Origin of the sequence: Streptomyces sp. 3N207 (assembly GCF_052246355.1) — a bacterium.
GTDB lineage: Bacteria > Actinomycetota > Actinomycetes > Streptomycetales > Streptomycetaceae > Streptomyces.
The window spans coordinates 78,241-102,670 of sequence record NZ_JBQQBV010000012.1; the positions used below are offsets into that span (position 1 = coordinate 78,241).

Consider the following 24,430-nt stretch of genomic DNA (forward strand, 5'->3'; position numbering starts at 1 on the left):
CGGGTACCCGGGTCCTGGAGCGGCCGGGAACTAAAGGCGATAGTAGACGTTTTTGCATTGAGCGGAATAGACTCAACTTGTTGCATGCTGTAGGTAGCAAGCGCCGATGGCGGAGCGCCTACGGACAGCACTGGAGGAGGAGCGCAGGAAGTGGACGCGGAGCTGACCAACAAGAGCCGGGACGCCATCAGCGCGGCCAACGACCGGGCGGTGACCGACGGCCACCCCGACATCACGCCGGCCCATCTGCTCCTCGCCCTGCTCACGGGCGAGGACAACGAGAACATCCAGGACCTGATTGCCGCCGTCGAGGCCGACCAGGCGGCGCTGCGCTCGGGCGCCGAGCGGCAGCTCGCGGCGCTCCCCACCGTGCAGGGCCGGACCGTCAGCCGACCGCAGGCCGACCGCGACCTGCTCGCCGTCATCGCGGACGCCGCACAGCGCGCCAAGGACCTCGGTGACAGCTTCGTCTCCACCGAGCATCTGCTGATCGCACTGGCCGCCAAGGGCGGAGCCGTCGCCGAACTGCTGAAGCAGCAGGGCGCCGACGACAGGAAGCTGCTGGACGCCTTCAGCGCGCAGCGCGGCAGCAGGCGCATCACCAGCCCGGATCCCGAGGGCACCTACAAGGCCCTGGAGAAGTTCGGCACCGACCTGACCGCCGCGGCCCGCGACGGCAAGCTGGACCCGGTCATCGGCCGGGACCAGGAGATCCGCCGCGTGGTGCAGGTGCTCTCCCGCCGTACGAAGAACAACCCCGTCCTCATCGGCGAGCCCGGCGTCGGCAAGACCGCCGTCGTCGAAGGGCTGGCCCAGCGCGTGGTGAAGGGCGACGTACCCGAGTCGCTGCGGAACAAGCGGCTGGTCGCCCTCGATCTGGGCGCCATGGTGGCAGGCGCCAAGTACCGGGGCGAGTTCGAGGAACGGCTCAAGACCGTGCTCTCCGAGATCAAGGAGAGTGACGGCCAGATCATCACCTTCATCGACGAGCTGCACACCGTCGTCGGCGCGGGCGCGGGCGGCGACTCGGCCATGGACGCGGGCAACATGCTCAAGCCGATGCTGGCCCGCGGCGAGCTGCGGATGGTCGGCGCCACCACGCTGGACGAGTACCGCGAGCGGATCGAGAAGGACGCGGCCCTGGAGCGCCGGTTCCAGCAGGTGCTGGTCGCCGAGCCCACCGTCGAGGACTCCATCGCGATCCTGCGCGGGCTCAAGGGGCGCTACGAGGCGCACCACAAGGTGCAGATCTCCGACAGCGCGCTGGTGGCCGCGGCGGCGCTCTCGGACCGCTACATCACCTCCCGCTTCCTCCCCGACAAGGCCATCGACCTGGTGGACGAGGCGGCCTCCCGGCTCCGGATGGAGATCGATTCCTCACCCGTCGAGATCGACGAGCTCCAGCGCTCCGTCGACCGGCTCAAGATGGAGGAGCTGGCCCTGGAGAAGGAGACCGACCCTGCCTCCGTCGAGCGGCTGGAGCGGCTGCGCCGCGAGCTGGCCGACAGGGAGGAGGAGCTGCGTGGCCTGACCGCCCGCTGGGAGAAGGAGAAGCAGGGCCTCAACCGCGTCGGCGAGCTGAAGGAACAGCTGGACGAACTGCGCGGCCAGGCCGAGCGCGCCCAGCGGGACGGCGACTTCGACACCGCCTCCAAGCTGCTCTACGGCGAGATCCCGGCCGTCGAGCGCGAGCTCGCCGCGGCCACCGAGGAGGAGGAAGAAGCCAAGAAGGAGGCGGCGGCAGGCCAGGCCGGCAAGAGCGACAAGATGGTCAAGGAGGAGGTCGGCTCGGACGACATCGCCGACGTCGTCTCCTCCTGGACCGGCATCCCCGCCGGCCGGCTGCTGGAGGGCGAGACACAGAAGCTGCTGCGGATGGAGGAGGAGATCGGCAGGCGGCTGATCGGCCAGACCGAGGCCGTGCGTGCCGTCTCCGACGCGGTACGCCGCAGCCGGGCCGGTATCGCCGACCCCAACCGCCCCACCGGCTCCTTCATGTTCCTCGGCCCAACCGGTGTCGGTAAGACGGAGCTGGCCAAGGCGCTCGCCGACTTCCTCTTCGACGACGAGCGGGCGATGGTCCGGATCGACATGAGCGAGTACGGCGAGAAGCACAGCGTCGCCCGGCTCGTCGGCGCGCCCCCCGGCTACGTCGGCTACGAGGAGGGCGGCCAGCTCACCGAGGCCGTACGGCGCCGCCCGTACAGCGTCGTACTGCTGGACGAGGTGGAGAAGGCGCACCACGACGTCTTCGACGTGCTGCTCCAGGTCCTCGACGACGGCCGGCTCACCGACGGCCAGGGCCGCACCGTCGATTTCCGTAACACCATCCTCATCCTCACCTCCAACCTGGGCAGCCAGTTCCTGATGGATCCCCTGGAGAAGGAGGAGGAGAAGCGCGAGCAGGTGCTGGCGGCGGTGCGGGCGGCTTTCCGGCCCGAGTTCCTCAACCGGCTGGACGACCTGGTCGTCTTCGCCGCGCTGGCCGGGGACGAGCTGCGGCGGATCGCCCAGCTGCAGGTCGACGCACTCCAGCAGCGGCTCGCCGAACGGCGGCTGACCCTGGATGTCACCCCAGAGGCGCTGGACTGGCTCGCCACCGAGGGCAACGATCCGGCGTACGGGGCCCGGCCGCTGCGCCGCCTCGTCCAGACCGCCATCGGCGACCAGCTCGCACGGGAGATCCTGGCGGGCGAGGTCCGCGACGGTGACACCGTTCGGGTGGACCGCGTCGAGGGATGGGAGGGCCTCATGGTGGGCGCCGCGGCGGGCACGCCTGCGGGGAGCTGACAGCGGCCCCGACCGCCCCCTGGCCTCCGGCCGAGTGGGGGTACTCCCCCCAGGGTTGTCATTGCGGGGGGCGCGTGCGGGAGGATGGAAGGAGCCGTATGAAGGGAACACCCACGTGAGCATCGACCCGTCCTCGATCCCGAATTTCGGGGGCCAGCCCGAGGAGCCGGAGGAGTCCGGTCCCACCGGACCGATCATCCCCGACCAGGACCTCGTCAAGCAGCTCCTGGACCAGATGGAGCTGAAGTACGTCGTCGACGACGAGGGAGACCTCGCGGCGCCGTGGGAGGAGTTCCGCACCTACTTCATGTTCCGTGGGGAGGCGGAGCAGCAGGTCTTCTCGGTCCGTACGTTCTACGACCGGCCGCACACCATCGAGGACAAGCCCAAGCTCCTCGAGGCCATCGACGACTGGAACCGCCGCACCCTGTGGCCCAAGGTCTACAGCCACACCCACGACGACGGCAGCGTCCGTCTCATCGGCGAGGCGCAGATGCTGGTCGGCACGGGTGTCTCGCTGGAGCACTTCGTCTCGTCCACGGTGAGCTGGGTGCGTGCCTCCATCGAGTTCGACAAGTGGCTGGTGGAGCAGTTCGGTCTGGAGAAGGACATCGACTCCTCCGAGGGGGACGGCGAGGCCGAATAGGCCGTCGGCACCCCGCACACCGAGGGGCCGGGCGCACACTCCGAGTGCGCCCGGCCCCTCGCGCTGTCCGCCGCCCCCGCTGGTTACCCGCGCCATGCCGCGCCGTCGCGCCCCGTATGGACGGAGGCCACCACGCGGCCCCCTCCCCTGACACCCGTCAGGTACCACGCAGGATCCCGGGCCGGGAGACTCGTGGGCAGAGCGCGGGACCCGCCTACGGGGGAAGCACGGGGGAACAGGCGGTCCCGCGCACGGGGGTCGCGGGCGAACTCGGGGGAAGCTCGCGAGCGCTGCGGGGTGGCGGGTCAGCCGGTGCCCGCCACACCGCGCAGCCGCTGTGCCGCCTCGGTCAGCACGTCCTCCCGTTTGCAGAACGCGAAGCGGACGTACGGTGCGCCCGCCTCGGCGTGGTCGTAGAAGACCTGGGTCGGGACGGCGACGACGCCCACCCGCTCGGGCAGCGCGAGGCAGAACGAGACACCGTCCTTCGCGCCCAGCGGGCGGATGTCGGTGGTGATGAAGTACGTGCCCGAAGGCCGGAAGACCTCGAAACCGGCCGCACGCAACCCCTCGGCCAGCAGATCCCGCCGGGCGCGCAGTCCCTCCCGCAGAGCCGTGTAGTAACTGTCGGGCAGCGCCAGCGCCTCGGCGATGGCGTACTGGAAGGGGCCCGCTGAGACATAGGTCAGATACTGCTTGGCCGAGCGCACCGCAGTCACCAGCGCGGGCGTTCCGGTGACCCAGCCGACCTTCCAGCCGGTCAGCGAGAACGTCTTGCCGCTGGAGGAGATGGTGACCGTGCGCTCGCGCATCCCCGGGAAGCTCGCCAGCGGGTGGTGCTCGCCGTCGAAGACGAGGTGCTCGTAGACCTCGTCGGTGACGGCGAGCAGATCGCGCTCCACACACAGCTCGGCGACGGCCGCCAGCTCGTCACGGCGCAGCACGGTGCCGGTGGGGTTGTGCGGGGTGTTGAGAAGGATGAGCCGGGTGCGGTCGGTGACCGCGTCGCGCAGCTCGTCCAGATCCAGGTGGTACGCGCCGTCGCGCGGGCGCAGCGTGACCGGCACCCGGCTACCGCCCGCCATCGCGATGGAGGCGGCGTACGAGTCGAAATACGGCTCCAGCGCGATCACCTCGTCCCCGGGCTCGACCAGCGCGAGCAGCGAGGCGGCGATGGCCTCGGTGGCACCCGCGGTGATCAGCACCTCGGTGTCGGGGTCGTACGACAGGCCGTAGAAGCGCTGCTGATGCTCGGCCACGGCGTTGCGCAGCTCGGGGATGCCGGGGCCAGGCGGGTACTGGTTGCCGCGCCCGTCCCGCAGGGCGCGCACCGCCGCCTCGCGGATCTCCTCCGGACCGTCCGTGTCGGGGAAGCCTTGACCCAGGTTGATCGCGCCGGTCCGGACGGCGAGCGCGGACATCTCGGCGAAGATCGTGGTGCCGAACTCGGCGAGGCGGTGGTTGAGCAGCGGACGCCCATGTTCCCGCGCGCCGGGGACAGCAGCTTGGCCAGCAGTCATGGCTGTCATCCTCGGGCAAGCTCTTATCTTCCTCAACCCTGCTTTGCGGCGCCGCCACCCCGGGCAGGAGCCGCCTACGCCCGCGGACGGCAACACGGAAGTACGGAAAGGAAGTTGCCGTCCAAGGACCTCAAGGGGGAAATGTAATGAACCAAGTCCTGGCATTCATCGGCATAGTGGTCGTCTTTGCGATCATCGCCGCGCTCGCCAAGTCGGCCGGTTCCGGTAGCGCCGGCCGGTCCGGTCGCCCCCGCCGCAACAGCGGCTCGTGGTGGGCCGGCGGCGGTGGCACCGGTGGCGGTGGCTGCGGAGGAGGAGGCGGCGGCTGCGGCGGTGGTTCCTCTTCCTGCGGTGGCGGCGGCGGTGGCGGTGGTGGCGGCTGCGGCGGTGGTGGCGGAGGTGGCGGGGGCTGACAGATGGAGAACGTGGCTCCGGCCTTGCTGATCGTCGGCCTCGGCATCGTCATCAACGTGATCGTCGCTCTCGTGCGAGCGGCCAACGGCTCCGGCCCCCGGCGGCGCAGGCGGCGGGGCTCGTGGTGGGCAGGGGGCGGGGGCGGCAGTTCGTGCGCCGGCGGCTCCTGCGGCGGTGGCTCCTCCTGTGGCGGCGGTGGTGGCGGCTGCGGTGGGGGCGGAGGAGGCGGAAGTTGAGGCCCACGCGGCAGGCTGGCAGCGGGAGTTGAGGCCCGTGCGCGGAGCGTGCGCGACGGCACGCTCGGCCAGGTGTGCGGCTGTGCGCGCAGCGTGCTCCACCTGGAAGGGAACACTTGACCTGCTCCATACCTATGGGATGGAAATCCGCAGAACCTGGGTAATAGCGCTGGGGACGCAGCGCGTTCCGTGATTCGGTGAATCGTGAACTGTCGTCCCCGAGCGCTCCCGGCCCCGGCCCGGAGGCTCGGGAGCTCGAGGGGTGGGGCGGCCCACCCTCCCTGCGTGTTTGCGGAGCCGACCCATGCTCACCACCCTGAAAACCGCCTACACCGACACCCGCGCGCACCAACTCGGCTGGGACCTGGGCCGCGGGCCTCTCCCCGCCCTCGCCTGCATGGACGTCGAACTGGACGACACCCACGTCCAGTTGCGGCTGCTCGGCGCCTCCCACCAGGTACTGCTGGGCGAGGAGTACGGCAGCTGTTCCGAAACCGTCGCCTGCCTTCCGGGCCGCAGCACCCCGCTTCCGCTCGGCGTCTCCAAGCGTTTCGGCGAGTGGGAGTACGAGTTCGCGGCGCGGGTCGAAAGACTGTCGCCCGGCTCGTTCGCCGGGCGTGCGCAGGAGTTGCTCGCGCTGGTGGCGGACCACCCCAACGGGTTCGCGGGTACCTTCCCGGGTGCGCCGAGCGCCTTCACTGCGCTGCTCGTCCAGCGGCACGAGGGGCAGATCCGCTGGCGCACCTGGCACTCCTATCCACAGGAGGGCTGTCTTGTCTCGACGCGTACCCGGGTGGCCAGCAGGGCGCGCGAGGAGCGGGAGGGCGCCGGTGCTCCGCGCGAGCCGGCCGCGGTTCCGGTGTGCGGCCCGGCCATGGCCTGAGCGCCACCCCTGTGAGTGACCGAGGGTGTTCATTATGTGACGTAGCGTGCAGCCCATGATCGACCGTCCACAGCCCTACGTGGAGAGCGCGCGGTTGCCCGTACCCGCCGGGCTCGGGCGTGGCTTCGTCCTCGCCTCGGTCTTCGTGTGCGCTGCCTGCGGCCTCGTCTACGAGCTCGAACTCGTCGCGGTCGCCTCCTCGTTGGTCGGTGATTCCGTCACCCAGGCGTCCGTCGTGCTCTCCGTCATGGTCTTCGCGATGGGTGTCGGCTCGCTGCTCGCCAAGCGCTTGCGCTGCCACGCCGCCGCGGGCTTCGGCTACGTCGAGGCGCTGCTCGCACTGGTCGGCGGCAGCTCGGCGATGACGCTCTACGCCTCCTTCGCATGGCTGGGCGGGGCCCGCGTGATGCTGGTGCTCATCTCCTTCACGATCGGGGCGCTGATCGGCGCGGAGATGCCGCTGCTGATGACGCTCATCCAGCGGATTCGCGAGCAGGACCCGGGCGGTGCCCTCGCCGATCTGTTCGCGGCCGACTACGTGGGGGCGCTCGTCGGCGGACTGACCTTCCCCTTCCTCCTGCTGCCCCTCGCCGGCGAGTTGACGGGCGGACTGCTCACCGGCGTGGTGAACGCGCTGGCCGGCGGGCTGGTCGTGCAGTGGCTCTTCCGCCATGACCTGCGGTGGCGGGCGCGCTTGCGGCTGCTGGCGGCCAACGGCTGCGTACTGCTCCTGCTGCTCGTGGGTACCGCGTTCGTCGGCCCGTTCGAACGTACCGCGCGGCAGGCCGTCTACGGCGACGATGTGCGGGTTGCTGTGCACACCGACCACCAGGATCTCGTGCTGACGGGTGGCGCGACCCGCGAGGAGTGGCCCGCGGCGGGCGAACTGCGGCTCTTCCAGAACGGCAGGCTGGCGCTGCGGGGCGGGGACGCCCGCGCCGTCCACCGGGCTCTGGTCCGCCCCGCGATGGTGGGCGGCCCGCACACCCGGGTGCTGATCGTGGGGGGCGGCGACGGGCTTGCCCTGCGGGAGGTGTTGCGGTTCCGCGATGTGCGGGCGGTCACCGTCGTGGAACGGGACCCCGGTGTCGTACGGCTGGCTCGGCGCGACCCCGGGTTGCGGGCGTTGAACCGCGGAGCGCTGGAGGATCCGCGGGTCCGGCTTGTCCATGCGGATCCCTTCGACTGGTTGCGGGACCGGGTGCGGGGGAATGCGGTGCGGTTCGATGTGATGATCTCCGCGTTGGCTGCGCCGGGGGGCGCGGGCAGTCCGAAGCTGTACTCGCAGGAGTTCTACGGGCTCTCTGCGCGAGGGCTTGGCGACGAGGGGCGCCTCGCCCTGCGGGCGGGCTCGCCCGCTGGGCGAGCCCGGGATTTTTGGACGGTTCATGCCACCTTGCGGGCTGCGGGGTTGCGGCCTTGTCCCTATGCCGGTGAGCGGGGCTTCGTGCTGGCTCGGCCTGCGCGGCCGGCGCCTCCCACCTGTCTCCGTGAGGGACGTACCTCTCTCCCGCCCTCCACCCTGATGCATCCCCGCTACGCGGAGTGACCTGCCGGTGGGCCGTCGCTTGTGGGGGCACCCACGTGAGGGCCCCGTCGCTTGTGGGGGCACGCCTCGTTTCGTTTTTGGCTGCCTGCCGGTGCTTGTGGGGGCACGCCCCCTTGCGTTTTCGGCTGCCGCCGACAGAGGGAGGGGGCTCAAGGCTGGGCCCTCATGTATTGGGGGTGGTGGTCAAATGTTGTGGCGCAGTCATAGGTGGGGCGGAGTGATGGGTAATAGGCTCCGCCCCATGGAGCACGAGGTGTACGTACCGCTTTCCGCCGGCTCGGTACGAGCCGCCCTCGCAGACAGCGCCCGCGTCGCCCGCTGCGTACCCGGATTCCAGCAGGAGCCGGAAGAGGGTGCCGAGCCGGCAGCGGAGGGCCTCGCGGGCCGTCTGAAGGTACGAATCGGCGGCTCGACCATCACATACCGCGGCACCCTCTCCCTCACCCCACGCGGCGGCACCGGCAGCACGTCCGCGCCCGACGCGCTGGAGCGACTGGAGGTCACGGGCCGCGGCACCGAGGCCCGCGGCGAGGGCACCGTCGAGCTTGCGCTGACCATCGAGCCCCGCTCGGCGGACGACGGCGAGGGCACCTCATTGGTGTGCGTCGGCACGGTCACCGGCACGGGTCGGCTCGCCGCGATCGAGGAGAAGACCGCCACCTCGGCAGGCGTACGGCTGCTCGACAGGTTCGCCGCGGCGCTCGGCGACAGCATCCGCGACGAGCCGCCCGCGGGCAGCCCGGAGGCGGACGCGGACGCGACCGGCGACGGGACGGGCGAGGGCCCCGTCACGGGCGGCATCGGGGCGCCCGGCGACAACGAGCGCGCCATCCCCGGCATCCCGGAACCGGAGCCCGAGCCGGACCGTACCCCGCTGTTCGAGACCGAGGTGCCGCCCTCCTCGCTGGGCCGCGACGACGAGTCCGAACTCGACGCGGCGGACGCGGCGAGCGAGGACTACGGCGACACGGACGTGCCCGGTGGCGCGGGCGGGCTCGGTGCGGAGGCCGCGCACGCGCGACGCACGATGATCGGCCGCAGCGCGGAGGAGGTGGACCACGCCCCGCCGCGCGGCCGTTACGCCCCGATCCCGGCGCCGGAGCAGACTTCGGCGACCGCCACCCTGCGCTGGGCGGCGCCCGCCGCCGCGGCCGTGGTCGCCGGCGCCGTGGTCCTCGGCCGGGTTCTGCGGCGCCGCCGCTGAGGGCCCGCGGCGACGGTGCGGCGGGTGGCTCCGCGATGCAGTCGAAACCGGTATCGCGGCAACGCCGCGCGCAGCGGCGGGGCCGCCCGCGACAGCGGGTCCTGCGGCGGCGTTGCTGACAGCGCCGTTATGGTCGCTGTATGACTGATCTGCCCACCTCCGCAGAAGCCACGACCGTCGTGCTCAGTGCCCAGGGGACCGAGGCGACGATCGAACCCCAGCACGGGTGCCGGCTCGCCTCCCTCCGGGTGGGCGGCACCGAACTCCTGCGTCAGGGGCCCCAGTACGGCTCGTTCGTGATGGCGCCGTGGTGCGGCCGCACCGCGCAGGGGCGTTTCCGCAACGGCGGCGAGATGTTCCAACTCCCGCTCAATGGGGGCACCTCCCGGCCGGAGGCTGGGGGACGACAGCACGCCATTCACGGCACGGTGCGGGACGGGGGGTGGCGCCAGGCACCTGGCGCCACCGGCACCAAGGCGTCGTTCACCTATGACCTGACCGACCCATGGCCCTGGGAGGGCCGGGTCACGCAGGTCGTCGAGCTGGCCGAGGACGGCGGTTCGCTCACCCTGACGCTCGCCGTGGAGACCTTCGACGTCTCCTTCCCGGCCCAGGCCGGCTGGCACCCCTGGTTCCTGCGTAACCTCGGGCAGGGAGGCGAGGACGTACGGATCGACTTCTCGCCCGAGTGGCAGGAGGAGCGGGGCCAGGACCACATCCCGACCGGCGCCCGGATCGAGCCGCAGCCCGGTCCGTGGGACGACTGCTTCGGAATGCCGGGCGGCGTCGATGTCACCCTCACATGGCCGTCGGAGCTGTCGCTGCGGTTGACGTCGCGTGCCGAGTACGTCGTGGTGTACGACGAGCCGGAGGAGGCCGTTTGTGTGGAGCCGCAGAGCGGCCCCCCGAACGGGCTCAACTCGCACCCGCGCCAGGTGACCCCCCTGGACCCGCTGGAGCTGACGACGACCTGGAGCTGGCAGCGCCTGTAGGTGGTGGCTGCCGTGGCACCGGCCGCGGGCACATAGGCTGAGGTCTCATGAACGACGACGTGCGCGCCGCGCTGCTGCGACAGATCAAGGACAAGGCCGTGGTGCACGGCCGCGTCACCCTCTCCTCCGGTGCGGAGGCCGACTTCTACATCGACCTCCGCCGCATCACCCTGGACGGTGAGTCGGCGCCGCTCGCGGGCCAGGTCATGCTGGACGCAACGGCGCACCTGGACTACGACGCGGTGGGTGGCCTCACCCTCGGTGCGGACCCGGTCGCGACGTCGATGCTGCACGCTGCCGCGGCCCGTGGCCGGCACCTCGACGCGTTCGTCGTCCGTAAGGCGGGCAAGGCGCACGGGCTGCAGCGCCGGATCGAGGGGCCGGACGTCGCAGGGCGCCGGGTGCTGATCGTCGAGGACACCTCGACGACGGGAAACTCACCGCTCACCGCGGTCGAGGCGGCCCGCCAGGCCGGTGCCGAGGTGGTCGCGGTGGCGACCATCGTGGAGCGCGGCGCGGCCGGGGCGATGGAGCGCGCCGGGATGCCGTACGTATACGCGTTCGATCTGGACGACCTCGAACTGGCATAAGCCCTGGTCAGCGACGCGTGCTCGTCGTTTCACGTGAAACCACGACCACGTTCGGTGAAGTTCGCACACAGTGAAGTCGACGCTGAGTGAATTCGGCGTCAAGTGAATTTGTGAATACCGGCGTCTGGAGCATCCGGCCCCGTCTGGGAAGATGGGCACGACGATGACGTCGTTCCGTTGAGCCGAAGCCGGATCACACCACGCACACCCCAAGGAGCGGTCTGATGCCCATCGCAACCCCCGAGATCTACAACGAGATGCTCGACAGGGCGAAGGAGGGCAAGTTCGCCTACCCCGCCATCAATGTCACCTCGACGCAGACGCTGCACGCCGCGCTCCGCGGGTTCGCCGAGGCGGAGAGCGACGGCATCGTTCAGATCTCCACGGGCGGGGCCGAGTTCCTGGGCGGGCAGTACAGCAAGGACATGGTCAGCGGCGCGGTGGCGCTCGCCGAGTTCGCGCACATCGTCGCGAAGAAGTACCCGGTGAACGTCGCCCTGCACACCGACCACTGCCCCAAGGACAAGCTCGACGGCTACGTCCGCCCGCTGCTGGCGGTCTCCCGCGAGCGGGTGCAGCGCGGTGAGAATCCGCTCTTCCAGTCCCACATGTGGGACGGCTCCGCCGAGACCCTGAAGGACAACCTGGCGATCGGCCAGGAGCTGCTGGCCGAGGCGGCCGCCGCGAAGATCATCCTCGAGGTCGAGATCACCCCGACCGGTGGCGAGGAGGACGGCGTCACCCACGAGATCAACGACGAGCTGTACACCACCGCCGAGGACGCCGTCCGTACCGCCGAGGCGCTCGGCCTGGGCGAGAAGGGCCGCTACCTGCTCGCCGCCTCCTTCGGCAACGTGCACGGCGTCTACAAGCCGGGCAACGTGGTGCTCCGTCCCGAGCTGCTGAAGGACCTCCAGGAGGGCGTTGCCGGGAAGTTCGACAAGCCCGCGGGCAGCCGGCCGTTCGACTTCGTCTTCCACGGCGGCTCCGGCTCCACGGAGGAGGAGATCGCCACGGCGCTGCAGAACGGCGTCGTGAAGATGAACCTCGACACCGACACCCAGTACGCCTTCACGCGGCCGGTCGCCGCGCACATGTTCAGCCACTACGACGGTGTGCTGAAGGTGGACGGTGAGGTCGGCAACAAGAAGGTCTACGACCCGCGCAGCTGGGGCAAGGCCGCCGAGAAGGGCATGGCCGAGCGCGTCCAGGTCGCCTGCGCCAACCTCCGTTCGACGGGCACCCGGCTGAAGTGACCGCCCTCGCGGGCGCGTTCCCGCCGTGATCCAGGAAGCCCCCGGTGCGCCGGGGGCTTCCTGCGTGATCGACTGGCCCGATGGAAGCTCTCTGGACGAGTGTTGTCGCGGTCGGCGGCACGCTGCTGGGCTCGGTGATCACGCATGTCTTCCAGCGCCTCGCCTCCCGGCGGAACGAGGAGTTCACCCGCTCCGAGGCGCTGAGGCAGGAGCTGATCACCACCTACTCCGGGTTCGCGGCGGCGGTGGAGGAGTACCGCCGTGGCCAGGCGAACCGCTGGTTCAGCAAGGTGGCGGACCCGGGAGGGCAGCGGTACATCACGGCGCGGGACGAGGCACACCGCCTGCGGACGGTGGCCCGGCAGGCGCTCTACCGGGTCAAGCTGCTCACCGACGTCCAAGAAGTGGTCCACGCGGCTGAGCAGGCGTATCACCGGACGCGGGTGGTCTCCGAGGCTCAGGAGCACCCGGAGCACGTCGAGCGTGACGGGCAGGCGCGGGAGGCCATCGAGAAGTTCGTCTCGACGGCCGCCCCCTTGGTGCGGTGAACCGCTCAGTGCAGGTACGACGCGCCGTTCAGGTCGAGTACGGCGCCTGTTGCCCACTCGGAGCCGGGGGAGTCGGCGGTGAACCAGGCGACTGCTTCGGCGATGTCGCGGGGCTCGGCGATGCGGCCGATGGGGTGGTCGGCGATGATGCGTTTGCCTTCGGGGCTGTCCAGCAGGGGCTGGGTGAGATCGGTGCGGGTGAAGCCGGGGGCGATGGCGGCGACGGCGATCCGGTGCGGTCCCAGGGCCACCGCCAGCGACTGGGCCAGCGCGTGCATGCCCGCCTTGCTCGCGCCGTACGCGGGTACGTCCGGTTCACCGCGGTAGCCGCCCCGGGAGCCGACCATCACCAGCCGGCCGCCGTGCGACCCCTCCGCGCGGTGCAGCAGATGGTGGGCGAAGCACCAGGACAGATGGGCAGCGCCCAGCAGGTTCACCTCCAGGGTGCGGCGCCACAGCCGCTGCCACTCCTCCCACGGGGTGGTCGCGATGGGGTGCTCGATGTGCACCGCCGAGTTGTTGACGAGGACATCGACGCCGCCGAGCGCCGTCACCGCGTCGTCGAAGATGCCGGGGATCTGCTCGGCCTCGCCCACGTCTCCGACGACGAGCGCATGCCCCTCGCCCGGCAGTGCCGCGACGACCGCCTCGCCCGCCGCGCGGTCGGCCCGGCAGTGCACCGCGACCGCGTCCCCGCGCTCGGCGTGCACGGCCGCGATGGCGGCGCCGATGCCGGTGGGCCGCGAGGCCCCGGTGACCAGCACCCTCCTGCGGCGGTCGGCGTGCCCCTCGGCAGCGGTCATGCGCTCTCCTCCTTCAGCACGCGGTGGATGCGGTGCACCGCCTCGTACACGTCCTCGAAGCGGGTGGACAGTGGCGCGGGTGAGACGCGGATCCGGTCGTGTGCGCCGTAGTCGACGAGGACGCCCGCGCGCTCGGCGATCAGCGGCACCAGCTGCCGTGCCCGCTCGTGCGCATAGGTGACATGGCCGCCGCGCTCGGCGGGGTCGGTCGGGCCGGCGAGGCGGAAGCCGTACGGGGTCAGCAGCTCGGCGGCGAGCCGTTGGAACAGCCCGGTCAGCGCGGTGCTCTTGGCCCGCATCCGCTCCAGGCCCGCCTCGCCCAGCAGACGTACGGCGGGTTGCAGGGCCGCGAGCGAGAGGACGGGCGGGGAGCCGGTCAGAAAGCGGCGGATGCTGGGGTCGGGGTGGTAATCGTGGCGCATCGCGAGCTGTTCGCGGTGCCCGTACCAGCCCTGCACCGGCTGGGTGAGCCGGCCGTGCAGCTCCTCGCGGACATACAGCAGCGCGGGCGCGCCGGGTCCGCCGCACAGGTGCTTGTACGTGGAGCCGACCGCCAGGTCCGCGCCGTCGGCGGTCAGCTGGAGCGGCAGGGCGCCGACCGCGTGGCTGAGGTCCCACAGCACCAGCGCACCGGCAGCGTGGGCGATCTCCTGGACGGTGCGGATGTCGGCCAGCGCGCCGGAGCGGTGCGAGACCAGTGACAGCGACACCAGCGCGGCCCCGCCCTCGACGGCCAGCCGGAGCTGTTCGGGCTGCGGGCCACGGTCCGGGTCGGTGCGTATGACGCGGGCCTCGCGGCCGTACTCCTCGGCGAGGCCGGTCAGCACGTACTGGTCGGTGGGGAAGTTGTCGTCGTCCAGCACCACGGCGCCCGGCCGGTCGCGGAGTGCGGCGGCGGCGAGTTTGTAGAGGTTGACGCTGGTGCAGTCGGAGGCCACCACCTCGCCGGGGCGGGCGCCCAGCACGGTGACGGCCAGCTCGTCGCCGACCCGCTGCGGCAGGTCGAGCCACTGGGTGCGGGCCTCGGCCAGCCGGTCGCCCCACTCGCCGCGGACCAGCGCGTCGGTCGCGTCGGCGGTGGCCGCGGGGAGGCGGCCGAGGGAGGCGCCGTTGAGGAAGACCATCCCTTCGGGGGTGGGAGCGAAGCGGGAGCGGAAGGCGGCCAGCGGGTCCGCCGCGTCCAACTGCTGGACGGTGCTCGGCTCGATGGCGCTGTCCTGGTGTACCTCCGGATATACGTCCGCGTACCCGTGTGTGTCCGGCTGTGTCGTCGTCATGGCCGCCCCCTCGTGTCCGCCCCTGGTGTCCGGTCAGATCCGTCCCCGCGCTGCCCACAGATCGGGGAAGAACCGGTGTTCGCTCACCCGGCGCAGCCAGGCCACCCCGTGGGTGCCGCCCGTGCCGGGCTTGGTGCCGATGATCCGTTCGACGGTGAGCAGGTGCAGGGACCGCCAGCGGCACATCGCCTCGGCGACGTCCGCCATCGCCTCGGCCAGCAAGAACAGCTCCTCGTCCGGGGCGCTGCCTTTGGCGTACACCCGCGCCCACGCCAGCTCGGCCGCATCGCTGGGCTCGTACGGCTGCGACCAGTCCCGCTCCGGCGTCGCCACCTGGAGCGGGGCGCCGCGCCGGGCCAGCAGCGCCAGCGCGGCGTCGTACACGCTGGGCTCCTCCAGCGCCCGGCGTACCTGCTCGGCCACGCCGGGGACGCCCAGATGCGGGCGGGCGAGCTGGGGGTCCTTGTTGCCGAGGACGTACTCCACCATCCGGTACATGTACGACTGGAGTCCGGAAGCCTGCCCCAGGCTGTCGCGGAAGGCGTTGAACTCGGTGGGCGCGAGCGCGCCCAGCACATCCCAGGTCGAGCAGAGCAGCGCGGCCTCCCGGTGCACGCGCCGCAGCGCCCAGACCGCCTGCCGCACCTCGTCCTCGTCCAGCAGCGCCCGCACCCGCACCAGTTCCTCGTACAGGAGCTTGAACAGCAGCTCCTTGACCTGCCCGAGGACGTAGAAGGGCAGTTCGGCGGGTTCGCCGGAGCGGGGCTGCTGGAGGGAGAGCAGGACGTCGATGGACTGGTAGTCGATGTACGGGGTGGAGCCGCCCGCGAAGTCGACCAGGGGTTCGCCGTCGCGCAGCGCCGCGAGCCGGGCCCGCTCGGCGTCGCTGCCCTTGCCGCCGAGGTCATCACAGCCGCGGCTTCCGTTGCTGCTCACGTCGGAGTCGGCCGTCATGTGCCGCACCCCGCAAGCCACTTCTCGCAGGCGCGTGCGTACCGGTCCGCGAACAGCCGGTCGGGCATCGTCACCGACGAGTACCGGCGGCCGAAGCGCGCGTGGTAGGCGCCGAACCACTCCCCGTCGTCGTCCAGGAACAGCACATCGTGGAAGGCCATATGCCGCAGCGCGAACAGCGGCACAGGCGCCCGCGAGACGCGCAGGCCGGGGTTGCGGGCAGCGCGCTCGTCGCACGCCGGATGGAACTGACCCAGCATCAGGTATCGGCGTACCAGCTCAGCCTTGACCCTGCGGTGCGCCTCGTCCAGCAGCGGCAGCGCGGCGGCGTCCAGCCCGGTGAGGACGACGACGAACGCGTGCAGCGTGCGATTGCGGGTCGCCCACTCCATGGCCTGGAAGGCGTCGACCATCCGGTGCACCAGTGCGATCAGTTCGTCCACGCTCGGCTCGGGCCCGATCTCCCACTCCGCCACGCGCAGCGTCCCGGCCTCGATCGCCGGGCCGACGAACGGGCAGACCTGCCCCTCCCGGCCGAGCTGCCCGTGCGGTCGGCACAGGAAGTCCTCGAACCAGCGCCACGCCTGCTCCCGCGGTGCGGAGCAGTGCTCGCCACTGTCCCCGTTGCGTAAGTCCATTCCGTAAGAATCACGCCATCCCGGGCGGGGACGGCAGGCTCATCTCCGTCATCGTGTGCGGGTGCCAGGGGCATGCGCCGGGTGCGGGATGCCTGGTGGGACGGAGCAGACGTGACGGGGAGAGCAGGGCGCGGCAGGAGGGGCCACTGGGACGTGGCTGTTTTTGCGTGGTTGCCGCGGGACGGGCCGGGCGCCCATGGCCTCGCGCCGGTGCGGTACGGCCACGATGGGGTGGTGACCCCCTCCCCGCGCCCCTTCCGCAGCGCCGCCGGCCTCCGCAACGCCCTCGGCCTCGCCCAGGGGAACGCCCCGCGCCGGCTCACCCAGCTCTACGCCGGGCTGCTGCTGTTCGGCGCGAGCGTCGCCCTCCAGTTGCGGGCCGGGCTCGGCCTCAACTCCTGGGACGTCTTCCACCAGGGCGTCGCCGAGCACACCGGGCTGAGCATCGGCACCGTCGTCGTCCTGGCCTCCGCCGCCGTCCTGCTGCTGTGGGTGCCGCTGCGGGTACGGCCGGGCCTCGGCACCGTCTCCAACGTGCTGCTGGTGGGCCTGTCGATGGACGCCACCCTGGCCCTCACCCCCACGCCGCAGCCGCTGCTCGTCCGCGTTCCGCTGTTCCTGGTCGCCGTGGTGCTCAACGGCGCCGCGACGGGCCTCTACATCGCCGCGTGCTTCGGCCCGGGGCCCCGGGACGGGCTGATGACGGGGCTGTGCCGGGCCACTGGGCGCTCCACCCGGCTGGTGCGGACGGTGATCGAGGTTGTCGTCCTGGTGACGGGCTTCCTGCTGGGCGGCTCCGTCGGTGTCGGCACGGTGGTCCACGCACTGACCATCGGGCCGCTGATCCAGTTCTTCCAGCGGCTGTTCGCCCTGCGGGAACCGGCGGGGTCCGCCGGGCGGGGAGTGCCGGGTCAGGCGGCGTCCTGACGCGTGGCGGAGCAGGACGTACAGGCACACTGGGGCCATGGCCATTCACGAGAACCTGCTCGGGGGTCCGCCCCCGACCCATCTGCCCGACGATCCCGAGCCCCGCGAGCTGCTCGCCGCCGGGACGGCACCCGCCGAGGTCGCCGCACAGCACCCCACCTCCTCGCTGGCGTGGGCACAGCTCGCCGACGACGCGTTCGAGGCGGGCCGCGTCGTCGAGTCGTACGCCTACGCGCGCACCGGCTACCACCGGGGGCTGGACGCGCTGCGCCGCAGCGGCTGGAAGGGGCACGGTCCCGTGCCGTTCGAGCACGAGCCGAACCGCGGCTTCCTGCGCGCCCTGCACGCCCTCGCGCGTGCGGCCCAGGCGATCGGGGAGCAGGAAGAGTACGAGCGGTGCTCCTCCTTCCTGAAGGAGAGCTCCCCCACGGCGGCAGCCACCTTGGGCTGACGCCTGGGTTGCGGTGCCCCGTAAGGGGCGCGGGGAACTGCGCACCAAGCCACAAAACGCCCGCAGCCTGCGGGATCGAACAGGGGCACCCCCCTTCCCAGACCAGGGGAGGGGGCGCCCCCTCCCAGGTGACTTGCCGCCCAGCCGGGCAACCCGCATGATGCGCAGTGGGCCTCAAGGGGCCCGAGGGGACCGGGGCTCCGACGTCTATCGGGAGGGAGCGGACCGCTACCCGGAAGCACAGCGAGTGGAGACAGCGATGTCACACGACCCCGATGCCCCGGTACTGGATTTCGCGGGCACCACGCCGTACGAGGACTACGTCCGCGCGGACGTCCTCACCCACCTCCAGCACCCGCTCTCCGAGGACCCCGGAGAAATGGTGTTCCTCGTCACCACGCAGGTCATGGAGTTGTGGTTCACCGTCATCGTGCACGAGTGGCAGACAGCGGCCGGCCGACTGCGGCAGGACGACATCGAGGGCGCGCTGGCGGCCCTCAAACGTTCCACGTACGAGCTGCAGTCGCTCAACGCCTCCTGGGAGCCGCTGGCACATCTGACCCCGGCCCAGTTCAACGCCTACCGCTCGGCGCTCGGCGAAGGGTCCGGCTTCCAGTCCGCGATGTACCGGCGGCTGGAGTTCCTGCTGGGGGACAAGTCCGCCTCCATGCTGGTACCGCACCGGGGTTCGCCCCGGGTGTATGCCGAGCTGGAGAAGGCGCTCCAGGAACCGAGCCTCTACGACGAGGCGCTGCGATTCCTCGCCCGGCAGGGTGCGGACGTACCGGAAGCGGTGCTGCACCGGGACGTCGCGCGTAAGTACGAGCCCGACCCGGGTGTCGAGGCGGTGTGGGCACGGATCTACGCGGCCGACCCCGGCTCCGCCGCACACCGGCTCGGCGAGGCGCTGACCGAGGTCGCCGAGCTGGTGTGGCGCTGGCGGAACGACCATCTGGTGGCGACCCGCAGGGCGATGGGGGCCAAGGTCGGCACCGGCGGCTCGTCCGGCGTGGCCTGGCTGGAGAAGCGGGCCGCCAAGCAGGTGTTCCCCGAGCTGTGGACGGCGCGCAGCCATGTCTGACCGCGCGAGCAAGGCATCCGGCCTCTCCGACGAAGCCCTCGCCTCTGAAGCCCTCACCTCTGAAGCCCTCACCTCTGAAGCCCTCGCCTCTGAAGCCCTCTCCCAGGACGCGGCCGACCCGCTCGCCCGACTCCGCGAACTGTTCGTGCTCGACCCCGCCACCGTCTACCTCGACGGCAACTCCCTCGGGGCGTTGCCCAAGGCCGTCGAGGGGCGCCTCGCCGATGTCGTCTCCCGGGAATGGGGGCGGCTGCGGATCCGGTCCTGGGACGAGTCCGGCTGGTGGTCCATGCCGGAGCGGGTCGGCGAGCTGGTGGCGCCGCTCATCGGCGCGGCGCCGGGGCAGGTCGTCGTCGGGGACTCGACCAGCGTGAACGTCCTCAAGGCGATGGTCGGCGCGGTCCGTATCGCGCGGCAGGACGACCCGGCACGCGACGAACTCGTCGTCGACGAGGCGACGTTCCCCACCGACGGCTACATCGCCGAGTCCGCGGCCCGGCTCACCGGCTGCACACTGCGTGCCCTCGCGCCCGAGCAGGTGCCCGCGGAAGTGGGCCCGCGTACCGCAGCCGTGCTGCTCAACCATGTCGACTACCGCACCGGCGCGCTCCATGACCTGCCCTCCCTGACAGCCGCCGTGCACGCGGCGGGCGCCCTGGCGGTCTGGGACCTGTGCCACAGCGCGGGCGCGCTGCCCGTGGAGGTGGACGAGCACGGTGTGGATCTGGCGGTGGGCTGCACGTACAAGTTCCTCAACGGCGGCCCCGGGTCGCCCGCCTTCCTCTACGTACGCCGCGGCCTCCAGGAGCGGTTCGACTCCCCGCTGCCCGGCTGGAACTCGCACGCCGACCCGTTCGCCATGGCCCCGGCCTACGAGCCCGCGAGCGGCGCGGCCCGCGGCCGGGTGGGCACCCCGGACATTCTGTCCATGGCCGCGCTGGAGACCGCGCTCGCCGTCTGGGAGGGGGTGCGGATCGAGGACGTACGGGCCAAGTCGCTGGCGCTCACCGACTTCTTCCTGCGCTGCGTGGCCGCGTACGGCCCCGACGGCTCGGCCCGCACGGGGATTTCGGTGCGCTCCCTGACGCCTGCGGCCCCGGCCCGGCGCGGCAGCCAGATCGCCCTGCTGTGCGACCCGGCAGAGCGTGCGGAGCCGGTGATGAAGGAGCTGATCGCCCGCGGTGTCGTAGGAGATTTCCGCCGTCCCGGCGTCCTGCGCTTCGGTTTCACCCCGCTCTACACTTCGTTCCAGGACGTCGAGCGTGCTGCCCGCGTCCTGGGCGAAGTGATCGGGGGAACACGATGAGCCAGGACGACTACAAGGCACTGCTGGCCCTCCCGCCGGCCACCCCGGAGCGCCAGGAACGGTACGGACCGCACCCTTCGCAGGTCATCGACCTGTACGGGGAGGCCGCCGGGGGCGCGCGTGTGGTGCTGCTGCACGGCGGGTTCTGGCGGGAGGAGTGGGACCGCAGTCATCTGTCCCCCTTTGCCGCCGCGCTGGCCGGCCAGGGCATCCCCGTCGCGCTGGTCGAGTACCGCCGGGTCGGCGGCGGTGGCGGCTGGCCCGCGACGGTGGAGGACATCGACGCCGCACTCGATCACCTGGGCGCCACCCCGAGCGTGCTGTTCGGCCACTCCGCGGGCGGGCACCTGGCGTTGTGGGCCGCGGCCAGGCGGGAGCGGGCCGCCGGGCGCGTGGTCGTACTGGCGCCGGTCGCCGACCTGGAGCGGGCCCATGAGGTGCGGCTGAACGGCGGGGTGGTGTCCGCCTTCCTCGGCGGCGAGGACAAGGTCGCCTCGACGCTGTGGGACGCGGACCCGATGCGGCTGCTGCCGCGCGTCCCGGTGGAGATCCTGCACGGCACCGCCGACCAGGAGGTCCCCATCGAGCTGTCCCGCCGCTACGCCAACAACTGGGGCGCCCGCCTCCATCTGATGCCCGGCGTGGGCCACTACGCCCCGATCACCCCCCGCACCCCCTCCTTCGACGTCCTGGTGGGATCACTGCGCTAGCAGCAGCCCTCCTCCGGAGCCGCACGCGTCCGGCCCCGCACCAGGCGGGGCCGGAACGGCGCGCGGGCGTCTTGGCGCCCTCATGATCCGGGCGGGTTCACTCGACCTCGAGCTCGCCGAGCGCCGCGCCGCTGCTGATGTTGCTCAGCTCGTTGTCGGAGGTGATCCGGGCCGAAAAGGACTTCACGTCCGTGGTGTCGTTGTCGCTGCTGCTGGTTCGCGGGGCCACGACGCGGTCGCTGAAGTCCTGGGCGAACGACGTCCATGAGCTGCGGTTGTTGTCGTGCGCGGTGGCGGTGGTGGTGCCCACCGAGCCGAGGATGGCGGCGGTTCCCAGGAGGGCGGCTGCGGTCGCGGTGCGGATGCGCATAGGTGCTCCTTGCGGGTCTGGTGCGTGGTCTCGCGCGATTCTGGCTGTGCGTCAGATGCCTTCCACACCGCACGTCGGAACGATCATCATTAGTCCACACGTGCCGGTCATCTACCCCGCACGGGCGCTTACCGGCCGTCTTCGCACCTGAGCCGACATGCGGTGCGTGCACGCCTCACGTTCAACCCCGGCACACTTCCGTCATGAACACGGAGCGGACGAACGCAGCAAGGACTCGCGCAGCAAGGACTCGCGCGGCGCGGACGGCCACGGAGCCGGCCGAGGCGATCGGAGTCGGCGTCACCCTGGGCCTCTTCGCGGCATGGGCGCTGCACGACGCGGAGGAAGTGGCCATGGTGCCCCGCTGGTCGCGGACCCGCGTCCCCGAACTGCGGGAGCGGATACCCGGCGTGCCGGAGGCGGTGTGGGAGCGCCTGGAGTCGCTGGACGGGCGGCGGTTCGCCACCGCGGTCGGCGTCATGGCCCTCATCGTGGGGGCCGCCGCCGCCGACGGATACCGGACGGGCGGGCGCAGCGCCTTCTACCAGCAAGCACTCACAGGCTTCGGACTGCACGGCTTCATGCACCTGGCACAGGCCGCCGCCATCCGCGGCTACACCCCCGGCTCCGTGACCTCGCCGCTCCTGGTCATCCCCTTCACCGCCTGGGCCCGCAAGCGCCTCCGCGAGGCGGGTCTGCTCCACCCGACCCGCCCCCGCGACCTCGCCCTCGGCCTCGGTGCGGCGGCAGCCGCGACGGCGGTCTCACACGCCGTCGCCGACCGCCTGCTGCGCGCCAGGTGAGGGGGCGGGTCAGCGCACGTACTTCTTCAGCGGCTCCGTGTCCAACGAGATCCCGACCGGAGCGGGGAGTGTCACCTGCTCCCCGAACGACGCCGTGTGCAGATCGCGATAGCGGCCGGCGTCCGGGTCCGGGTTCGTGTGCACGACGACTTCGCACCGGTCGCGGTCGACGAGGAGATAGACAGGGATGCCGACCGTCGCGTAAGCCGCCGGTTTCTCCTGCCGGTCACGCCGGTCGGTGTCGGAGTCGTAGGAGGTGACCTCCACGGTCATCAGCACCCCGTCGGGCTCGGCCCACTCGCCCTGCCCGGCGAAGTGTGCGACGGGCGCGAGCGAGCCGTCGGGGCGCACCCGCCCCTTACGGTAGGCGCCGGCCTTCAGCCCCTGAGAGGTGTGGAGGTCGAGATCTGGGCGGGTCTGCATGCACTGCCTGAGCAGCCACATGACGATCGTCTCGTGGTCTCCGTCCGGCACGGCTTTCTCTCCGATACGTCCGTCGATGAACTCCAACGTGACGGTCTCGGGGGCGGTGGAGGCGATCCGTTCGAACTCTTCCACCGACATGTGAGACGTGCGCTCGGCCATAACCGTCATGTTGCACCTCCTTCTTGGCGAAAGCCAGCGTGTCCGGGCCGGAGACCGAAGCAGACGTGTTCGAGGCGTCATTCACTCATACGGGTGCACGGCGGCGCTCCCAGGCGTCGACGAGGACGCACGCCCCCACCGCCACCGTGAGGAACGCCGCCGTGCACGCGCTCCATGTACACCACTCCGGCCGTACGGCTACCGACGACCGGCGAAGCGGGAGCTCAGCGGGAAGAGCGCGCTCACAGGAAGGAGTTGATCTCGATCGTCTCGGTGCGGCCCGGGCCGACGCCGATGGCGGAGATGGGGGCGCCGGACATCTCCTCCAGGGCCTTCACATACGCCTGGGCGTTCTTGGGGAGGTCGCCGAAGGTCTTGGCCTTGGTGATGTCCTCGCTCCAGCCGGGCAGGTACTCGTACACCGGCTTGGCGTGGTGGAAGTCGCTCTGGTTGTAGGGGAGCTCCGTGGTGCGCTCGCCCTCGATCTCGTAGGCGACGCAGACGGGGATCTGCTCCCAGCCGGTGAGCACGTCCAGCTTGGTGAGGAAGAAGTCGGTGAGGCCGTTGACGCGGGTCGCGTAGCGGGCGATGACCGCGTCGAACCAGCCGCAGCGCCGGTTGCGGCCCGTGGTGACGCCGAACTCGCCGCCGATGGTGCGCAGCGCCTCGCCGTCGTCGTCGAACAGCTCCGTCGGGAACGGGCCCGCGCCCACCCGCGTGGTGTACGCCTTCAGAATGCCGATGACCCGGCTGATCTTTGTCGGGCCGACCCCGGCCCCGGTGCAGGCGCCGCCCGCGGTCGGGTTGGAGGAGGTGACGAACGGATACGTGCCGTGGTCCACGTCCAGCAGCGTGCCCTGGCCGCCCTCAAACAGCACGACCTTGCCCTCATCGATCGCGTCGTTGAGGATCAGCGTCGTGTCGGCGACGTAGCCCCTGATCTGCTCCGCGTAGCCCAGCAGCTCCTCGGCGACCTGCTGCGCGGAGATCGCGCGGCGGTTGTAGAGCTTGGCCAGCACCTGGTTCTTGAAGTCGAGCGCGGCCTCGATCTTCTGCATCAGGATCGACTCGTCGAACAGGTCCTGGACCCGGATGCCGACCCGGTTGATCTTGTCGGCGTAGCTCGGGCCGATGCCGCGGCCGGTGGTGCCGATGCGGCGCTTGCCCAGAAACCGTTCCGTCGTCTTGTCGAGCGTCGCGTGATACGAGGTGATCAGGTGCGCGTTACCGCTGACCAGCAGCTTGGAGGTGTCGACGCCGCGCTCCTGGAGCCCGCTCAGCTCGGAGAGCAGGACCGAGGGGTCGACGACGACGCCGTTGCCGATGACCGGGGTGCACCCCGGGGAGAGGATCCCGGAAGGGAGGAGATGCAGCGCATACTTCTGGTCGCCTACGACGACCGTGTGGCCGGCGTTGTTGCCGCCCTGGTAGCGCACCACATAGTCCACGGAGCCGCCGAGCAGGTCGGTGGCCTTTCCTTTGCCCTCGTCACCCCACTGAGCACCGAGCAGCACAAGTGCGGGCACAGGCGTACACCCCTTCCGGGCGGGGCATGTCCCACGTGCGGTGGCGCCGCTCGGCACCATCGCAAGAGCCGCAGGCCGGTACCCCAGATAGAGGAAGCCCCTGGCGCAACAGCGGCAGGGGCTCTTGCACCGAGAGATTACCGAACAATTCTCCCGGCTGACGAACAGGGGAGTACCCCGGGCCGGACGGACGTACGAACCAGCACCACCTCAGTACGCCATGGAAGTACGTATCGGAACCATCCGGATCCCTCCGGATTCATGAGGAAGGATCGTGGTGTCGGCTCCAGATTCCGCGAGGCCCCCCGCGAGCGTGGACCCGGCCGCTGGGGGCACCCCCTGCTCGACGAGCTCGGGGGAGGTTCCGCTGC

The 24,430-nt window shown here is 71.2% G+C and carries 24 protein-coding genes; 16 read left to right on the forward strand and 8 right to left on the reverse strand.

Annotated features, from left to right (window positions below):
• Positions 1-150: 150 nt before the first annotated feature.
• Together clpB and ACTWP9_RS19860 are read left to right on the forward strand one after the other, a co-directional pair.
• Positions 151-2,790 (forward strand): ATP-dependent chaperone ClpB, encoded by a 2,640-nt coding sequence (clpB, locus tag ACTWP9_RS19855; protein WP_443247565.1) that lies wholly within the window; start codon positions 151-153, stop codon positions 2,788-2,790.
• Between the two features lie 115 nt (positions 2,791-2,905).
• Entirely contained in the window at positions 2,906-3,436 is a 531-nt protein-coding gene (locus ACTWP9_RS19860) for a YbjN domain-containing protein (RefSeq protein ID WP_443247566.1), read from the forward strand.
• A 305-nt stretch (positions 3,437-3,741) separates the two neighbouring features.
• On the opposite strand, the gene ACTWP9_RS19865 is transcribed toward ACTWP9_RS19860, so the two are convergent.
• On the reverse strand, positions 3,742-4,956 hold the full coding sequence (locus tag ACTWP9_RS19865; protein WP_443247567.1) for a pyridoxal phosphate-dependent aminotransferase: 1,215 nt from the start codon (positions 4,954-4,956) through the stop codon (positions 3,742-3,744).
• Positions 4,957-5,102: 146 nt separating this feature from the next.
• On the opposite strand from ACTWP9_RS19865, the gene ACTWP9_RS19870 reads away from it, so the two are divergent.
• The 8 genes from ACTWP9_RS19870 to ACTWP9_RS19905 all read left to right on the forward strand — a co-directional run bounded on the left by ACTWP9_RS19870 (position 5,103) and on the right by ACTWP9_RS19905 (position 12,628).
• Positions 5,103-5,369, forward strand: a complete 267-nt coding sequence (locus ACTWP9_RS19870; protein WP_443247568.1) for a hypothetical protein — start codon at positions 5,103-5,105, stop codon at positions 5,367-5,369.
• 541 nt (positions 5,370-5,910) lie between these two features.
• Entirely contained in the window at positions 5,911-6,489 is a 579-nt protein-coding gene (locus ACTWP9_RS19875) for a DUF2617 family protein (RefSeq protein WP_443247569.1), read from the forward strand.
• A gap of 55 nt (positions 6,490-6,544) precedes the next feature.
• The gene (locus tag ACTWP9_RS19880) at positions 6,545-8,038 is read left to right on the forward strand and encodes a polyamine aminopropyltransferase (RefSeq protein ID WP_443247570.1); all 1,494 of its coding nucleotides are present in this window, start codon (positions 6,545-6,547) and stop codon (positions 8,036-8,038) included.
• A 241-nt stretch (positions 8,039-8,279) separates the two neighbouring features.
• Positions 8,280-9,242, forward strand: a complete 963-nt coding sequence (locus ACTWP9_RS19885; protein WP_443247571.1) for a hypothetical protein — start codon at positions 8,280-8,282, stop codon at positions 9,240-9,242.
• 140 nt (positions 9,243-9,382) lie between these two features.
• A complete protein-coding gene (locus ACTWP9_RS19890) occupies positions 9,383-10,234 on the forward strand; it encodes an aldose epimerase family protein (RefSeq protein ID WP_443247572.1) in 852 nt (283 codons plus the stop codon).
• Positions 10,235-10,281: 47 nt separating this feature from the next.
• Entirely contained in the window at positions 10,282-10,824 is a 543-nt protein-coding gene (locus tag ACTWP9_RS19895; RefSeq protein ID WP_443247573.1) for an orotate phosphoribosyltransferase, read from the forward strand.
• A 224-nt stretch (positions 10,825-11,048) separates the two neighbouring features.
• The gene (gene fbaA, locus ACTWP9_RS19900) at positions 11,049-12,080 is read left to right on the forward strand and encodes a class II fructose-bisphosphate aldolase (RefSeq protein WP_443247574.1); all 1,032 of its coding nucleotides are present in this window, start codon (positions 11,049-11,051) and stop codon (positions 12,078-12,080) included.
• An 80-nt stretch (positions 12,081-12,160) separates the two neighbouring features.
• The gene (locus tag ACTWP9_RS19905; protein ID WP_443247575.1) at positions 12,161-12,628 is read left to right on the forward strand and encodes a hypothetical protein; all 468 of its coding nucleotides are present in this window, start codon (positions 12,161-12,163) and stop codon (positions 12,626-12,628) included.
• Positions 12,629-12,633: 5 nt separating this feature from the next.
• Here the strand turns inward: ACTWP9_RS19905 and ACTWP9_RS19910 are convergent, their stop codons facing one another.
• The 4 genes from ACTWP9_RS19910 to ACTWP9_RS19925 are packed head-to-tail and all read right to left on the reverse strand — an operon-like array spanning position 12,634 to position 16,300.
• Positions 12,634-13,431: an SDR family NAD(P)-dependent oxidoreductase gene (locus ACTWP9_RS19910; protein ID WP_443247576.1), complete on the reverse strand. Its 798-nt coding sequence runs from the start codon at positions 13,429-13,431 to the stop codon at positions 12,634-12,636.
• Positions 13,428-14,708: a kynureninase gene (locus tag ACTWP9_RS19915; RefSeq protein WP_443247577.1), complete on the reverse strand. Its 1,281-nt coding sequence runs from the start codon at positions 14,706-14,708 to the stop codon at positions 13,428-13,430. Before ACTWP9_RS19915 ends, ACTWP9_RS19910 begins: the two co-directional genes overlap by 4 nt.
• A gap of 33 nt (positions 14,709-14,741) precedes the next feature.
• Complete coding sequence (locus ACTWP9_RS19920) at positions 14,742-15,662, reverse strand: tryptophan 2,3-dioxygenase (RefSeq protein ID WP_443247578.1); 921 nt, start codon at positions 15,660-15,662, stop codon at positions 14,742-14,744.
• Positions 15,659-16,300 carry a DUF6875 domain-containing protein gene (locus tag ACTWP9_RS19925; RefSeq protein WP_443247579.1) on the reverse strand — a complete coding sequence of 214 codons (642 nt, stop codon included), beginning with the start codon at positions 16,298-16,300 and terminating at the stop codon, positions 15,659-15,661. Before ACTWP9_RS19925 ends, ACTWP9_RS19920 begins: the two co-directional genes overlap by 4 nt.
• Before the next feature lie 234 nt (positions 16,301-16,534).
• Between ACTWP9_RS19925 and yczE the strand changes: the two genes are divergently transcribed.
• From yczE to ACTWP9_RS19950, 5 genes are all read left to right on the forward strand, one after another.
• A complete protein-coding gene (gene yczE, locus ACTWP9_RS19930) occupies positions 16,535-17,227 on the forward strand; it encodes a membrane protein YczE (RefSeq protein ID WP_443247580.1) in 693 nt (230 codons plus the stop codon).
• Between the two features lie 37 nt (positions 17,228-17,264).
• The gene (locus ACTWP9_RS19935; protein ID WP_443247581.1) at positions 17,265-17,678 is read left to right on the forward strand and encodes a DUF3151 domain-containing protein; all 414 of its coding nucleotides are present in this window, start codon (positions 17,265-17,267) and stop codon (positions 17,676-17,678) included.
• A 259-nt stretch (positions 17,679-17,937) separates the two neighbouring features.
• Positions 17,938-18,759 carry a tryptophan 2,3-dioxygenase family protein gene (locus tag ACTWP9_RS19940; RefSeq protein WP_443247582.1) on the forward strand — a complete coding sequence of 274 codons (822 nt, stop codon included), beginning with the start codon at positions 17,938-17,940 and terminating at the stop codon, positions 18,757-18,759.
• Positions 18,752-20,065, forward strand: a complete 1,314-nt coding sequence (kynU, locus tag ACTWP9_RS19945) for a kynureninase (protein WP_443247583.1) — start codon at positions 18,752-18,754, stop codon at positions 20,063-20,065. Before ACTWP9_RS19940 ends, kynU begins: the two co-directional genes overlap by 8 nt.
• Positions 20,062-20,775: an alpha/beta hydrolase family protein gene (locus ACTWP9_RS19950; RefSeq protein WP_443247584.1), complete on the forward strand. Its 714-nt coding sequence runs from the start codon at positions 20,062-20,064 to the stop codon at positions 20,773-20,775. The genes kynU and ACTWP9_RS19950 overlap by 4 nt, the downstream gene beginning before the upstream one ends.
• Positions 20,776-20,872: 97 nt before the next feature.
• Here ACTWP9_RS19950 and ACTWP9_RS19955 read toward each other — a convergent pair whose 3' ends face one another.
• Complete coding sequence (locus ACTWP9_RS19955; RefSeq protein WP_443247585.1) at positions 20,873-21,145, reverse strand: hypothetical protein; 273 nt, start codon at positions 21,143-21,145, stop codon at positions 20,873-20,875.
• A gap of 203 nt (positions 21,146-21,348) precedes the next feature.
• Here ACTWP9_RS19955 and ACTWP9_RS19960 point away from each other — a divergent pair, with 203 nt between their 5' ends.
• Positions 21,349-21,948, forward strand: a complete 600-nt coding sequence (locus ACTWP9_RS19960; RefSeq protein ID WP_443247586.1) for an HXXEE domain-containing protein — start codon at positions 21,349-21,351, stop codon at positions 21,946-21,948.
• 9 nt (positions 21,949-21,957) lie between these two features.
• Here ACTWP9_RS19960 and ACTWP9_RS19965 read toward each other — a convergent pair whose 3' ends face one another.
• Together ACTWP9_RS19965 and ACTWP9_RS19970 are read right to left on the reverse strand one after the other, a co-directional pair.
• Positions 21,958-22,542, reverse strand: a complete 585-nt coding sequence (locus ACTWP9_RS19965; protein ID WP_443247587.1) for a Uma2 family endonuclease — start codon at positions 22,540-22,542, stop codon at positions 21,958-21,960.
• Between the two features lie 233 nt (positions 22,543-22,775).
• A complete protein-coding gene (locus ACTWP9_RS19970) occupies positions 22,776-24,059 on the reverse strand; it encodes an adenylosuccinate synthase (RefSeq protein WP_443247588.1) in 1,284 nt (427 codons plus the stop codon).
• Positions 24,060-24,430 lie beyond the last annotated feature (371 nt).